This window comes from Caryophanon tenue (assembly GCF_001700315.1).
Lineage (GTDB): Bacteria > Bacillota > Bacilli > Bacillales_A > Planococcaceae > Caryophanon > Caryophanon tenue.
The window spans coordinates 20231-34984 of record NZ_MASJ01000038.1 but is presented as its reverse complement, the minus strand read 5'-3'; the positions used below and the strand labels follow the sequence as shown (position 1 = coordinate 34984).

Annotated in this window: 15 protein-coding genes; 12 read left to right on the top strand and 3 right to left on the bottom strand. The window is 40.7% G+C overall.

All coding sequences use genetic code 11. The features are described from left to right. Nucleotides 1-33: 33 nt before the first annotated feature. From atpG to A6M13_RS12545, 11 genes are all read left to right on the top strand, one after another. Nucleotides 34-888, top strand: coding sequence for an ATP synthase F1 subunit gamma (gene atpG / locus A6M13_RS12595; RefSeq protein ID WP_066546937.1), 855 nt, complete (start codon nt 34-36; stop codon nt 886-888). 58 nt (nt 889-946) lie between these two features. After that, complete coding sequence (atpD, locus tag A6M13_RS12590; protein WP_066546935.1) at nt 947-2362, top strand: F0F1 ATP synthase subunit beta; 1416 nt, start codon at nt 947-949, stop codon at nt 2360-2362. Nucleotides 2363-2385: 23 nt separating this feature from the next. Next, nucleotides 2386-2793 carry a F0F1 ATP synthase subunit epsilon gene (locus A6M13_RS12585; protein WP_066546933.1) on the top strand — a complete coding sequence of 136 codons (408 nt, stop codon included), beginning with the start codon at nt 2386-2388 and terminating at the stop codon, nt 2791-2793. A gap of 105 nt (nt 2794-2898) precedes the next feature. Further along, entirely contained in the window at nt 2899-3141 is a 243-nt protein-coding gene (locus A6M13_RS12580) for a DUF1146 family protein (protein ID WP_066546930.1), read from the top strand. 470 nt (nt 3142-3611) lie between these two features. After that, entirely contained in the window at nt 3612-4907 is a 1296-nt protein-coding gene (gene murA, locus A6M13_RS12575; protein ID WP_066546923.1) for a UDP-N-acetylglucosamine 1-carboxyvinyltransferase, read from the top strand. Between the two features lie 249 nt (nt 4908-5156). Next, nucleotides 5157-6149: a rod shape-determining protein gene (gene mreB / locus A6M13_RS12570; protein WP_066546917.1), complete on the top strand. Its 993-nt coding sequence runs from the start codon at nt 5157-5159 to the stop codon at nt 6147-6149. Between the two features lie 96 nt (nt 6150-6245). Next, the gene (locus A6M13_RS12565) at nt 6246-7076 is read left to right on the top strand and encodes a flagellar hook-basal body protein (RefSeq protein WP_066546915.1); all 831 of its coding nucleotides are present in this window, start codon (nt 6246-6248) and stop codon (nt 7074-7076) included. 13 nt (nt 7077-7089) lie between these two features. Beyond that, nucleotides 7090-7947: a flagellar hook-basal body protein gene (locus tag A6M13_RS12560; protein WP_066546912.1), complete on the top strand. Its 858-nt coding sequence runs from the start codon at nt 7090-7092 to the stop codon at nt 7945-7947. A gap of 20 nt (nt 7948-7967) precedes the next feature. Beyond that, nucleotides 7968-8258 (top strand): DNA-directed RNA polymerase subunit beta, encoded by a 291-nt coding sequence (locus A6M13_RS12555; RefSeq protein ID WP_066546910.1) that lies wholly within the window; start codon nt 7968-7970, stop codon nt 8256-8258. Between the two features lie 48 nt (nt 8259-8306). Then, a complete protein-coding gene (gene fabZ, locus A6M13_RS12550) occupies nt 8307-8738 on the top strand; it encodes a 3-hydroxyacyl-ACP dehydratase FabZ (RefSeq protein ID WP_066546909.1) in 432 nt (143 codons plus the stop codon). 107 nt (nt 8739-8845) lie between these two features. Then, nucleotides 8846-9223, top strand: coding sequence for a hypothetical protein (locus tag A6M13_RS12545; protein ID WP_066546907.1), 378 nt, complete (start codon nt 8846-8848; stop codon nt 9221-9223). A 43-nt stretch (nt 9224-9266) separates the two neighbouring features. On the opposite strand, the gene A6M13_RS12540 is transcribed toward A6M13_RS12545, so the two are convergent. Further along, nucleotides 9267-9692 carry a YwpF family protein gene (locus tag A6M13_RS12540; RefSeq protein WP_066546906.1) on the bottom strand — a complete coding sequence of 142 codons (426 nt, stop codon included), beginning with the start codon at nt 9690-9692 and terminating at the stop codon, nt 9267-9269. Between the two features lie 215 nt (nt 9693-9907). Between A6M13_RS12540 and A6M13_RS12535 the strand changes: the two genes are divergently transcribed. After that, on the top strand, nt 9908-10288 hold the full coding sequence (locus A6M13_RS12535; RefSeq protein WP_066546902.1) for a single-stranded DNA-binding protein: 381 nt from the start codon (nt 9908-9910) through the stop codon (nt 10286-10288). Between the two features lie 60 nt (nt 10289-10348). Here the strand turns inward: A6M13_RS12535 and A6M13_RS12530 are convergent, their stop codons facing one another. After that, nucleotides 10349-13078, bottom strand: coding sequence for a DEAD/DEAH box helicase (locus A6M13_RS12530; RefSeq protein ID WP_066546900.1), 2730 nt, complete (start codon nt 13076-13078; stop codon nt 10349-10351). Then, nucleotides 13075-14625, bottom strand: coding sequence for a hypothetical protein (locus tag A6M13_RS12525; protein WP_066546898.1), 1551 nt, complete (start codon nt 14623-14625; stop codon nt 13075-13077). Before A6M13_RS12525 ends, A6M13_RS12530 begins: the two co-directional genes overlap by 4 nt. Nucleotides 14626-14754: the final 129 nt, after the last annotated feature.

Genomic DNA, 14754 nt, shown 5'->3' with positions numbered 1-14754 from the left:
TTTGACATAAAACAATAAGGTGGTGAAATACCAGTGGTAAACTTACGCGAAATTAAAGGTCGTATTAATTCTACAAAGAGCACGCAAAAGACAACAAAAGCGATGCAAATGGTTTCATCTTCGAAATTACGTCGTGCTGAGCAAAATGCAAAAGCATACGTTCCATACATGGAAAAAGTACAAGATGTAGTAGCTGCAATCGCGGGTGGTACAACTGTTTCTCACCCAATGTTAACTGCGCGACCTGTTAAGAAAACAGCTTATTTAGTATTAGGTTCTGACCGTGGTTTAGCAGGTGCTTATAACTCAAGTATCCTACGCCAAGTTCAACGTGATATCGATTCACGTCACCGTTCTAAAGATGAGTACGTTATTTTAGCAGTAGGTCGTAAAGTACGTGATTACTTTGTAAAACGTGATCATAATGTTATCGCTGAAGTAGTCGGTCTACCTGACCAACCTTCTTTTGCCGATATTAAAGAAATCGCTCGTAACGCTGTTGGTATGTTCACTGACGGTACGTATGATGAACTTTATATGTACTACAATCACTTCGTGTCTGCAATCGCGCAAGAAGTGACAACTAAAAAACTTCTTCCGTTAACAGATATCGCACCAGCTAGCACAACTGCTAGCTATGAATTCGAGCCATCTGCAGAAGCAATTTTAGAAACATTGCTTCCTCAATATGCTGAGAGCTTAATTTACGGCGCATTATTAGACGGAAAAGCAAGTGAACATTCAGCTCGTATGACTGCTATGAAAAATGCAACAGATAATGCGAAAGACATCATTTCGGATCTATCTCTGCAATATAACCGTGCACGTCAAGCGGCGATTACACAAGAAATTACAGAAATCGTTGGTGGAGCAGCAGCCTTAGAATAGTCTAAGGTTTGCAGCTTTCCAATGTCGTCATATAAGTACGATAGGAGGGTACACAGTAATGAACAAAGGACACGTTCTTCAAGTAATGGGTCCAGTAGTAGACGTAAAGTTTTCTAATGGCCAATTACCAGCAATCTATAACTCATTAACTGTTACAATCGAACGCCCTAACGAAGCAGCAACTCAACTTGCTTTAGAAGTAGCTCTTCACTTAGGCGACGATGTTGTCCGCACAATCGCAATGTCATCTACAGATGGCTTACAACGTGGAGCAGAAGTAACAGACTCAGGAGCACCGATCTCAGTACCAGTTGGTGAAGCTACTCTAGGTCGCGTATTTAACGTACTAGGAGAAGTTATCGACTTAGGTGAGGAAATTCCAGCTGACGTTCGTCGTGACTCAATTCACCGTGAAGCACCAAAATTCGATCAATTATCAACTACTGTTGAGATCCTTGAAACAGGTATCAAAGTAGTAGACTTATTAGCACCTTACATCAAAGGTGGTAAAATCGGTTTATTCGGTGGTGCCGGTGTAGGTAAAACGGTATTAATCCAAGAATTAATCAACAACATCGCACAAGAACACGCAGGTATCTCTGTATTCGCCGGTGTAGGTGAACGTACTCGTGAAGGTAATGACTTATTCTTCGAGATGAGTGATTCAGGCGTAATCAAACAAACTGCGATGGTATTCGGACAAATGAACGAGCCACCTGGTGCACGTATGCGTGTAGCATTATCTGGCTTAACAATGGCTGAATACTTCCGTGATGAAAAAGGTGCAGACGTACTATTATTCATCGACAACATCTTCCGTTTCACACAAGCAGGTTCTGAGGTTTCTGCCCTATTAGGTCGTATGCCTTCTGCGGTAGGTTACCAACCAACACTTGCTACTGAAATGGGTAAATTACAAGAGCGTATCACATCTACAACAACTGGTTCTGTAACATCGATTCAAGCGATCTACGTACCAGCCGATGACTATACTGACCCAGCTCCAGCTACAACTTTCGCTCACTTAGATGCAACAACTAACTTAGAGCGTAAGTTATCTGAAATGGGTATCTACCCAGCCGTTGACCCATTAGCTTCAACGTCACGTGCATTATCTCCAGAAGTAGTTGGAGAAGAGCACTACAATGTTGCTACTCAAGTTCAACGTACAATGCAACGTTACCGTGAGTTACAAGATATCATTGCTATCTTAGGTATGGACGAATTAACTGATGAAGACCGTCAAACTGTTGAACGTGCTCGTCGTATTCAATTCTTCTTATCTCAAAACTTCCACGTTGCTGAGCAATTCACTGGTCAAGCAGGTTCTTACGTGCCTGTTAAAGAAACTGTTCGCTCATTCAAGGAAATCCTTGAAGGTAAATGGGATCATTTACCTGAAGATGCTTTCCGCTTAGTTGGTTCTATTGATGAAGTAGTTCAAAAAGCGAAAGACATGGGTGCTCAAGTTTAATTAGCTGACGAGGAGGAAAAAATATGAAGACAGTTACAGTCAATATTGTCACTCCCGACGGCCCAGTATACGAAAACGAAGTTACAATGGTTATCGCAAAAACTGCTGCTGGTGATATTGGTGTGTTAGCAGGTCACGTACCTATGGTTGCACCACTTAAAATCAGCGCTGTGAAACTGAATAAAGCAGACGGTAAAACGGATGTTGTTACAGTAAGCGGTGGCTTTGTTGAAGTGCGTCCGGACAAAATCTCTATTTTAGCATCATCTGCAGAGCTTGCTGAAAATATTGATGTTGCTCGTGCAAAAGAAGCACAAAAACGTGCAGAAGCGCGCTTACAACAAAAACAAAGTGACATCGACACGAAACGTGCTGAAGCTGCTTTAGCGCGCGCTGTGAATCGTATCAAAGTTCAAGAGGGTAATATCTAATTAGATATGAGATAAAGGTGTGTCTGGAATATATATTCCGGACACGCTTTTTTTTAATGGAGATGATATAATGACGACAGAAACAACAGATAGGGTGTGCAAGGCATGGAAGTATATTCACAATTAGGCGCACAGGCGGTCGTTGCGATTATGGCGTATGTGTTTTTTATTGCTGTGACGTTTTATGCGCTGCAAGCATTTCGTTTAGAGCAAATCTTTAAAAAAGGGAAAGTGTTTCAAATCCAACTTGTGTACATTTTACTGAGCATTGCAATTGGCTCGACAGTTGCTGATTTTGTGTTACAACTTTCTGGTTATTCACAGCAATTACCATATTTATTTCAATGATACTATGGAAGGGTAAATCTTTGATTTATCTACGTTTCCATAGTATTTTTTTAATTGTGGCTATAAGGATTTTGTTTTATTTTTTGGTAAGGAGTATTACAAATAGTAACATTCGGGTATAGCTGTAATGCAAATGGAGTACAATTGCACAGTGTAAATTAGTTGTATAATGACCTAAGCGAAAAAAGTAGCGTTTATTAAAGAAGAGCTACTTTATTTTTACGACGATATTATTGTGTACGCAGGAAAATTGGTCGAGAAATGTATCGCATTCGTCAGGTGAGAAGGACAGTTTTTATACGTCAACACATGTAATAGCAAAATTATTACTAAAATAGTGATTTTGACGCTTGAAGCATCAAACAATTACATGTATTATAAACAGTGTTTGTTTACTAATATATGACATTATACAACTTTACAAATATACAAATTATTGCTTGGGATACTCAAGTGCGGAGGGACGAATTGTGGATAAAATTATTGTAACAGGTGGGAATAAGCTTCGAGGTACTGTGAAAGTGGAAGGCGCAAAAAATGCCGTTTTACCAATTTTAGCAGCAACGCTTTTAGCATCTAAAGGAAAGAACATCATCAAAGACGTACCAGGCTTAGCGGATGTTAACATGATTAACAATGTATTAACAAGCTTAAATGCTGACGTTACATATAACGTGGAGCAAAACGAAGTAATTGTAGACTCACAAGCTACATTATCAAGCGAAGCACAATTTGAATTCGTTAGTAAAATGCGCGCATCAATTTTAGTAATGGGTTCACTATTAGCTCGTAACGGTTTTGCTCGCGTAGCATTACCGGGCGGCTGTGCAATCGGCTCACGTCCAATTGAGTTACATCTAAAAGGTTTTGAAGCGATGGGCGCGAAAATTACATTCGGTCACGGCTATGTAGAAGCGATTGCAGAAGGTGGCTTACAAGGGGCGGAGATTTATTTAGACTTCCCATCAGTAGGCGCAACAGAAAATATTATGGCAGCTGCGTCACTTGCTAAAGGTACGACACTTATTGAAAACGCTGCAAAAGAGCCTGAGATTGCGGACTTAGCAAACTTTATTAACGCAATGGGTGGACGTGTCATTGGGGCAGGCACGGATACGATTCGCATTGAAGGCGTAGAGGAGCTTGTAGGAGCTGTGCACCACGTTATTCCAGATCGTATTGAAGCAGGCACGTTTATGGTCGCTGCAGCGATTACACAGGGCGATGTTGTGATTGAAAATGCTGTTCCTGAGCATATGACAGCATTAATCGCAAAAATGCGTGAAATGGGCGTTGAAATTGATGAAGAGCCGAATGGTTTACGTGTACGCGCGACAAAGCCATTACAATCTGTAGATATTAAAACGATGCCACACCCTGGTTTCCCAACAGATATGCAGTCACAAATGATGGCATTAATGTTAACAGCAGAAGGAACAGGCATTATTACGGAAACGGTATTTGAAAACCGCTTTATGCACGTAGAAGAATTCCGTCGTATGAACGCTGTTGCGAAAATTGAAGGGCGCTCAGTATTTATTGAAGGCCCATCTCAACTGCAAGGTGCGGAAGTAGAATCTACGGACTTACGTGCAGCAGCAGCACTTATTTTAACAGGCTTAGTTGCCACAGGCATGACACGCGTTTCGAAGTTACATCACTTAGACCGCGGTTATGTAAACTTCCATGGCAAGTTAGCTGCATTAGGCGCTAATATTGAACGTGTGACAACGATGGAAGAAGTAGCTGAGACGGTACAAAGTTAATTTCGCATTTATTTATTTTAAAACATCTTATACATGTAAACGCAAAACCCATTCGCAACGAACATTGCGAATGGGTTTGTTTTTATCATCAACCTTTCATATGATATGCTAATTGCTACCACTAAAATAGGTGTATTCACATATAGCGTGTGATAAAATATTGAAGAAAATAGGTTTTTGGAAGCGAACTTCTACAAAAAAGAAGTAGTAAGCATGAAAATGAATGCATATAAGGGAGAATGATGAAGAATGTCGAAGGATATTGGCATTGACTTAGGTACAGCGAATGTACTAATTCATGTAAAAGGCAAAGGAATTGTATTAAATGAGCCATCTGTCGTAGCTTTAAATAAACAAACACGTAAAGTATTAGCTGTTGGTGAAGAAGCACGCCAAATGGTAGGACGTACACCGGGAAATATTGTGGCGATTCGTCCGATGAAAGATGGCGTTATTGCAGACTTCGACATTACAGAAGCGATGTTAACGTACTTTATGAATAAATTACAGTTACGTAGCATGTTTTCAAAGCCACGCATTTTAATTTGCTGCCCAACACAGATTACGAATGTTGAGCAAAAAGCAATTCGTGAAGCTGCTGAAAAAGCTGGTGGACGTACAGTATTTTTAGAAGAAGAGCCGAAAGTAGCGGCAATTGGGGCAGGCATGGATATTTTCCAACCAAGTGGTAATATGATTATTGATATCGGTGGTGGAACGACGGACGTTGCTGTACTGTCAATGGGTGATATTGTAACGAGCGAATCAATTAAAGTAGCCGGTGACACATTTGATAATGAGATTTTGTATTACATAAAGAAACAATATAAATTACTAATTGGCGAGCGTACAGCTGAAGCGATTAAAATGACAATTGGTACGGTTTATCCGGGTGGGCGCAATGAAGTAATGGATATTCGTGGGCGTGATATGGTGAACGGTTTACCACGTACAATTGAAGTTAGTTCAGCAGAAATTCAAGAAGCGCTACAAGAATCGATTGCCATGCTAATTCAAGCAGCGAAAAATGTATTAGAAAAAACACCACCAGAATTATCAGCGGACATTATTGACCGCGGCATTATTTTAACAGGTGGTGGTGCATTGCTACACGGGTTGGACATGCTGTTAACAGAAGAATTACTTGTGCCAGTATTAGTCGCCGAAGATCCGATGCATTGTGTTGCAAAAGGTACAGGTATTTTGCTTGAGAGTATGGGTACGGCAAAATTTCGTCGATAATTCGCATAATTAGACCTATAAAAATAGAAAAATGATATGTCGATAAACAGAGGGGAACTAATTGTTCGGGTAATTATAAAAAAGAGGTGAGTCCTTTTGTTTAAAGGCTTTTACACGGCTGCATCCGGAATGGTTGCACAACAACGCCGTACAGAATTATTAACAAATAATATGGCAAACGCTGAGACACCAGGTTTTAAAGCGGATCAATCTACCATTCGTTCATTTCCAGATATGTTAATGTCAGCGATTGATAAAGAAACGATTCCAGGTGAAGAATTTGGGGCTGTTCAAACAGCAGGTGTAGTCGGTTCAGTGAATGCCGGCATTTATATGCAAGAAATCTTTGCAAACCAACAGCAAGGTCAGCTTGTACAAACAAATATGGCCACAGATATTGCGCTTATTAGCGGTAACTTACCGGTGAACGAAGCGGGTGTACAAGCAGCAGTATTTTACCGTTTACAGCAAGAAAATGGTGAAGGCGAAGTGTATACACGTAATGGTAACTTTACATTAGACGGCGCTGGTTTTTTAACAGCCGCGGATGGTAAATACGTGTTAAGTACAGACGGTGAACCAATTCAAGTGCAAAGTGAAAGTTTCCAAGTGTCTGACCGTGGTATCGTGAGTGAAAATGGTGCACCGATCGCACAAATTGATGTGGCGATCGCGGAAGACCCACAAGCGATGTTACAAAAACAGCAAAACGGCTATTACTATGCAGCAAATGGTGAAGCATTACCAGCGGCAGATGTAACAGCATTTACAATGCAACAAAACTATATGGAGCAATCGAATGTAGATGCTTCAAAAACAATGACTGACTTAATGACAGCCTACCGTGCCTTTGAAGCGAATCAAAAAGTATTATCTGCTTATGATTCAAGCATGCAAAAAGCTGTTACTGAAATTGGTCGAGTGTAAGGAGTAGACAATAATGTTACGTACAATGATTACCGCAACAAACACATTAACGAACTTACAGCAAAAAATGGACGTTACAAGTAATAATATTGCGAACTCCAATACACACGGCTATAAATCGCAACAAGCAACGTTTCAAGAATTACTGTATCAGCAATATAATAATGATGTACTAGATCGTACAGAGCGTGAAACACCAGTAGGCATTCGCTATGGTGTTGGCGCAGGCATTGCACAATTACAGCTTGTATCGACACAAGGTTCATTACAAACAACGAATCGTGCGCTTGATTTTGCATTTACAACACCGAATCAGTATTTCAATGTATTGATGGAAGATGGCAACGGCGAGTATAACACTGTACATACACGTCAAGGGGACTTTTACTTATCACCAATGGAAGATGGACAAGTTATGCTTGTAAACTTAGATGGTAATGCGATTGCCGATGAAGATGGGAATCCAATTACATTCCCTGAAGGTGGAGAAAGTTTCGTTGTCCGTGAAGGCGGTGTATTAGAAATTAAATATCCACCACTTGCGGATGGGACGATTCCGGCTGAAGCGGTACAATTAGGTGTTACACAAGTATTAAAGCCACAACTTTTGGAGCATCTTTCAGGAACATACTTTGACTTACCGACAAATTTCGAAGAATTAGGGTATAATGAAGCAGATGTAGCTGTACAACTTGAAGGACAAGCGCGAGGTGCTATTGCGGTACAAAATAATGTGCTAGAGTCTTCAAATGTCGATATGTCAAAAGAGTTAACGGACTTAATCGCTACGCAACGTGCTTACCAGTTTAATGCACGTGCTGTTACAATTGCCGATCAAATGCTTGGCTTAATCAATAGCGCACGTTCGTAAGATTTAAAGGAGAACGACTTATGAGCAATGAGAAGAATGAATTTGCTTCAGAAGCGACTGTATCACTAGAGAAGACAACTACAACTGAGCCAATACAAGCAGAGGCAACGGACGATACACCAGTAACAAAAGTACGTTTACGCGCTTTTCCAATTTGGCTACGTGTCATTGTTGTAACGATTTTAGTAATCGCTGCAATGATTATTGGTGGGATTGTCGGCTATAGTGTGCTTGGTGGCGGCGAAGCAGCAGATGTTCTTAAAATTGAGACATGGCAGCATATATTCGATATTATGAATGGTAAAGAATAATTTATTCTTTACCTTCATTTTTTAATACAACACAAAGGGGTACATAGTATGTTAAATGCACAACAAATTCAAGAGATTTTACCACATCGTTATCCATTTTTATTAGTAGATCGTATTTTAGAAGTAGAAGAAAAACGCGCGGTCGGTTATAAAAATGTGTCGATTAATGAAGACTTTTTCAATGGTCATTTCCCAGGCTATCCAGTAATGCCAGGTGTACTAATTGTTGAAGCGTTGGCGCAAGTTGGGGGAGTTGCGTTATTGTCACAAGAGGCAAATAAAGGGCGACTTGCTTTTTTAACAGGCATTGATAATTGCCGCTTTAAACGTCAAGTAGTACCTGGTGACCAATTACGTTTAGAAGTAGAATTTATTAAATTACGTGGGCAAATGGGCAAAGGTAAAGGTATTGCAACAGTCGATGGTGAGCTTGTATGTGAATGTGAAATTTTATTTGCATTAGGTCCAGTACAAGGCTAAATTTGCATTTCTCCTACGAACCGTATAAAATAAAAAAGTTACGTAAATTATCAACACATTGTGTAAATATATATTAAGACTTATCGTTGTAGGAGGAGATTTATTCCATGTATAAAGATTTATCTTCGGGCATTAAGAGCAGCATTACGCGTTCGATTAATATTTCGCTTGAGTCCTATTTTGCAGAAATTGAGTGGGATGAGAATCGTTTCTCAATGGAGGATGTTGTGACTTACTGGCGCAAGTATTCAGAAGAAAATGCTGCTTGGTTTGATAAAGTGTCTGAAGAGGTACGTGGTAGCCAAGCGTTTCATGAAGAGTTAGCACGTAAAATTAATGACAGCCTTGAAAAAATGCTAAATGAGCAACCGACTGCTGAGCAGGTTGAGGCGCTAGAAGCATTACAAAAAGAGCACGGTACAAATTATGATTACGGGTGTAAAGCAGAAGCAGCATTTATTGAACAAAAGCTACGCGCACGTTAATGTAAAAGACATCATGACGAAAATTTCGTCGTGATGTCTTTTTTTATTTTGATCGTAATGGTGGGCGGTAGTGCAAGCCTACTTTAAATTGTTGCTGTAACGCTTCCCCTTCTAAACCGTCCTCTACTAGCTGTGCGAGTAATTGTTCTGCATAGTTTTGACGATGACGCGTAATCGTTCCTTTAAAGAGTACGGATAAATGGTCTTGAATCGGTTCAACTGCATATACTGCTAATGTAAAATGGGCCGGGTCATTGTCTGGAAATGAAATAACGGCGCGCGCATCAAACACTTCTTTTGAGGCGAGTAATTTGTCGAATAGTTGTTGGTAGTCCTTCTTAATAAAAGCCTCAATAATCCATACATTAAAGCTATTTTCCTGATTAATTAAAATGCCGTCTTCAAGAGGTATTTGGATTGTTTCTTGCTCGATATCAAATTCAAAGTACATCATTTTAAACGTCTTCATTGAAACTCACCATCCTTCGCTCTTTTAAGTATATCATTTCTAAAAAAACTGCAAAACTAGCTAAATTTAAATTATTCGTGTCGTTCACACTAGTACATGCGTTGAAAATTAAAAATTCAGCAGTTTTCTTAGTTGAAATTCTATTTTTTTATTTTTGTGCAAACGTCTTGATTTTTGTATGGTAAAAGCACATAAAAGGAGAGGGTGGGACGAACATGAACCAAGTAATGCTTGTTGGACGTATCGCGCATGATTTAGTTTTACGGACGACAACAACGGGGAAGTCGGTACTTAGCTTTTCGCTTGCTGTGCCACAAGCATTTAGCGCGGACGATAAAGCTGATTTTTTGCCTTGTGTCATTTGGAATCAAGGTGCTGAGAATATGATGAAACATTGTGAAAAAGGGATGCTTGTCGGTGTCACGGGTCGTTTACAACGTAGAATGTATGAAAGTGAAAATATGAAGAATTATATTGTAGAAGTCATTGTTTCAGATATTCGATTTTACGCAAAAGCGCAAAAGAAGCCGGTGCAAGAACCATTTTTTATGAAACCAGATATCCAACAGCCTATTATGCCACGAGAAGGGGGGTGACGAAGCGGTACTTACGAGAGGAAAAAACCACGAAGTGCTGGGGAGCACTTCGTGGTGTTATTAAGCATCATATGTGAGTAATGTTTTCAATTCTGCATCATCAAGCTCTGTAATCCATTTCGATGACTGAATAATATCCTCAGACAGCGCTTGTTTTTTCGTTAGCATCACGTCAATTTTTTCCTCGATTGTACCGGTCGTGACAAATTTATGCACTTGCACAAATTGCGTTTGTCCGATGCGGTAAGCGCGGTCGGTTGCTTGATTTTCTACCGCTGGATTCCACCAACGATCCGCATGAAGCACATGACTCGCCGCTGTTAAATTTAGCCCCGTTCCGCCTGCCTTTAACGATAAAATAAAGATAGGGAAGGCACCGGCTTGGAATTGCTCAACAAGGTTATCACGCTGTCCCTTCGTTGTTGCACCTGTTAAGAATGGAATATCGAGCTGATATAATTCTTTAAAGCAATGTTGTAGTAACTCACCCATACCGATGTATTGTGTGAAAATGAGACATTGCTCTCCGTTTTCAACAATTTGTGCCGCTAGTGTAACAATTCGCTTTAGCTTTTCAGAGCGAGACATCAAGTTTGTGACATCTTCTAGTGGCTCTTTTAAATAAAGTGCAGGGTGATTACATAATTGCTTAAGTTTTGCGAGCATTTTTAAAATACGACCTTTACGTTCAAATGGTGGCAAGTTTTCTAAGTCACTCATCATATTTTGAATATAGCTTTCGTACAGAACAGCTTGCTCACTTGAAAGTGGACAATATTCGTTTTGCTCCTGCTTTTCTGGTAAGTTCAGCAGTAATTTTGGGTCACGCTTCGTGCGTCGAAGCAGGAACGGTGAGATTTTTAGGCGTAGCATTTCTTTATGGCGCTCTGAATCATCGCGTTCAATTGGCACGATAAACTTCGATGTAAATGTCGAAAAGCTACCGAAATACCCTTTATAAATAAAGTCAAAAATCGCCCATAGCTCAGACAGTCGATTTTCGACCGGTGTCCCTGTCAGCGCAATATGATGAAGCCCATTGAGCGAACGAATGGCACGTGATTGCTGAGTATGCATATTTTTAATGTTTTGCGCTTCATCCAACGTAATATTACTAAATGTATATTGCGCGAGTGCGTCATGGTCTTGTGTAACCGTCCCATATGTTGATAATACAACATGTGGTTTTTCACGTTGCAGAGTGTCTTCAATGTGCTCTTTCTCACGCTGTGCACCGTAATGTGTATAGACGCGCAATGATGGGGCAAAACGTGCAATTTCGCGCTGCCAGTTACCGAGTACAGATGTTGGACAAATAATTAACGCAGCAGAAGCGGTTGGTTGCTCGTCAAATAGCTGCAGTAAATACGCAATCAGCTGGATCGTTTTGCCAAGTCCCATATCATCGGCCAAGCAAGCACCAAATTTTTCTTGGCGCATAAACGTTAGCCATTCAAGTCCTTGCTGTTGGTAAAAGCGTAAATCAGCTTGGAGTGCAGCCGGTTGGGGTAGCGATGGTAAGCCTTCTTTTCGCTGTAGTTGCTCGACATATTGCTGAAGAGACTGCTGCATCGATAGTTGAATAAGCGGGTCATCACGATCGTCATCATCCTCTTCTTCAAGCATCATAAATTCCTCTGGCAGCTCACGGAATAATAAATCACGCACTGTCCATTGTTCATCCGTCGTTTTAGCCATCAGCTCCGTCATTTGTGCAAGCCATGCTTGGTCAATTTGGAACCAGTCTGTACCAATGCGAATATACTCACGCTTTTCGTTGACCAGTCGGCGGAACTGTTCTGCTGATAATTCGTTACCATCGACCGACAGTTGCCAATTAAAGTTGAGGACATCATCTAAGCTTGTTGTACGTTTCATCGATGTGGTAGCGGTGCTGACATTCATACGTAGTTTCGTTTTCTTTAAGTCCTTTAGCCAAGCAGGTAATACAACATGGAATCCAAATGCTTGAAGCTTCGGCACATCTTGCTGTAAAAATTGGCGCAGCTGTGCATCTGAAATCGGCGTCGCTAAAAAGTGTTGTGAAGCGTCGTCGTCTAAAACGGACAATAACGATAAAGCTTGCTTATGACGTTCCTCTAAAGCCGGCGCAAATTCCAACCATTTTGCCGGTAATGTTTGTGCAATTGGTAACGCACGTTTTTTTAGTGAAGGTTGCCAATACGTACCATTTCGCTTGCCATTTACGACTGCTTCTAACAGCCAATGATGCTCCTCATCTGTTGGCTCACTTAAACGAATGGCTAGTGTCGCTTCATCTGCTGTTTGTGCGGATTGCAGCGGCCATCCACCTTCTTTAAATAATGGAACTAATTGAGGAAGCTCACTTACCGATAACTCGTGGCGTTCAAGTTCATCATAAATCGCCATTTCTAAATAAGATGCACATGTTAACGCAGACGGGAAATGCCATATTCCTTGCTCATCAATATATTGCCAAACATCGGGTGTGCGCCAATAATCTACCGCTTGTTGTAGTGATTGTAGTAATTGTTTAGATGAGTCATCTAGCCCACGACATGCAATATATGGATGTTGGAAATCGGGATGTAAGCTATCGAGTATACTCGCTACTGATAGACGCGCCGTTGTATCGTTTAATTTATATAAGCTACCGTAAAATGACGCTTCATGCTTGAAAAATACAAGGGGTAGCCAGTAGTCAGGTGATAGTAACTGCCCGTTTTGCATCGCAGTTATATGAAAGAATGCACCGTGCTGTTCCATTTTCCAATCAAGCTGGCGTGTAAAAATAGAAGGGGTTGTCATAGTTCAAGCTTTCCTTTCGTCATTTCTTCTTGTAGGGCACGTAATCGTTTAAATTGCTGCTGCATTGTTTCAATATAGTGATTGAAGTAATCGGCTTTATTGCTCTTTTTGGCAGCACTTTTCATCATGCGCCAAATACGTACGGCTTGTTTATAATTGATGCGCGTTTTTTGCTCAACTTCACGTAGTGCATAGACATGATACAGCGGTAAAACACTCGCAGGCGAAGCGGCGAGCACATCTTTTAAGCCGCATGTTTCTAAATACGCAATGGATGTTGGGTAAAGCATGTGTAGGGCTACCCATTGGTCATAGCGCTCTTCGCGTAGTAAATAGCGAGAGAAATATTGTAAGCCGTGCGCACCAAATGCCTCATATAACTGTTGTTCCTGTGCTGCTGTTAATGAGACATTTTCGAAAAGCGTGGCGACATGCTGAATAAAGCTCGTGCGTGACGAGCTTGCCATATGTGTGGCGATATACTGCTGTAAATATGGTAGGATCGCATACAAAAGCTGTGAGGTAATATGCGGTAATTGCTGACGATATGCACAGTCTGCAAGTGCTACATAAAAATGCAAGCGTTCCGGCACAATGTGTAGCTGTTTTAATAAAGCGTCATCTTGTACTAATACCGCTAAAAATAAAACGGCATCTGTTGTATCAACGATCGAAATCGCTTGTAGCTTTTGCAACTCTGCTTTTCGTTTTGCGGTATCACGGATGACAAGCTCCCAATACATCGTATATAAAGACAGTCTCTGTAATGAATAGCCTTGTTCTTCTAACATAAAGCTACGTAGTAATCGTTCGATTGCTTCATAAAAGGCATCCATTTCAAATAATGTTGAACGTTTTACATGCTGTTCAAGAAGCGTCGTTATTTTTTCGAGCTTCCGCGTTAAGTAATATTCGAAAATCGGTCCTTGTAATTGTTCAGGATTGCCGAAATGCTGCCAAACTGCTTGTAATACATATAGCTCCATATACAGTTTATAAAGTGGCTGCCATTCGCGCTCAAGTGGCATATGCTGGCGCAGCTTCGCATGAACATCTTCATCAATCGCTGAAATTAAATATGGCTGGATGGTGCGACCATCACGTGGCAATGCTTTCGTCATAATGGATTTTGCAAGTGCTTGCCAGCTAGCCGGTGTACGTTCATGCGCCATCATTGATAATTGCACCTGTTTTTTTGCGCGCCACATCGTTGTCCATTGTTGGAGCGAAGCGTGATATTGATAAAGTTGCATCACACTTGCGACACTATGGCGACACCAGTGTTGTTGTAAGCATGTACAACTAATCGTTTCCTTTTGAAAATCGAGTTCGACTTGCTGTGGTTGTGTATCTTGAATATTTATATATAAACGCTGTGAAGCTTGGTGGAAATAATCACCTTGTAACGCTTTATTACGCACAATAAAACTTGCACGACGAACGAGTTCTTCGTGCTGTGGGTCAGTTGCTTGAAGCGTTTGTTCAATTTGCTGCATCCACTGCGCGATTAACTCTTTATAGTCTTTAACGATTGTTGTTAATATCATAAAAAAAGCCTCCAGTTTAAAAGACATCCTTCTATTATACCTTGAAATGCCACGTCTGAAAATGTTTACGTATAAGTGCAATCGGGAACATATACATACAAGGTGAATCACACATTGTCCGGTGCGAAG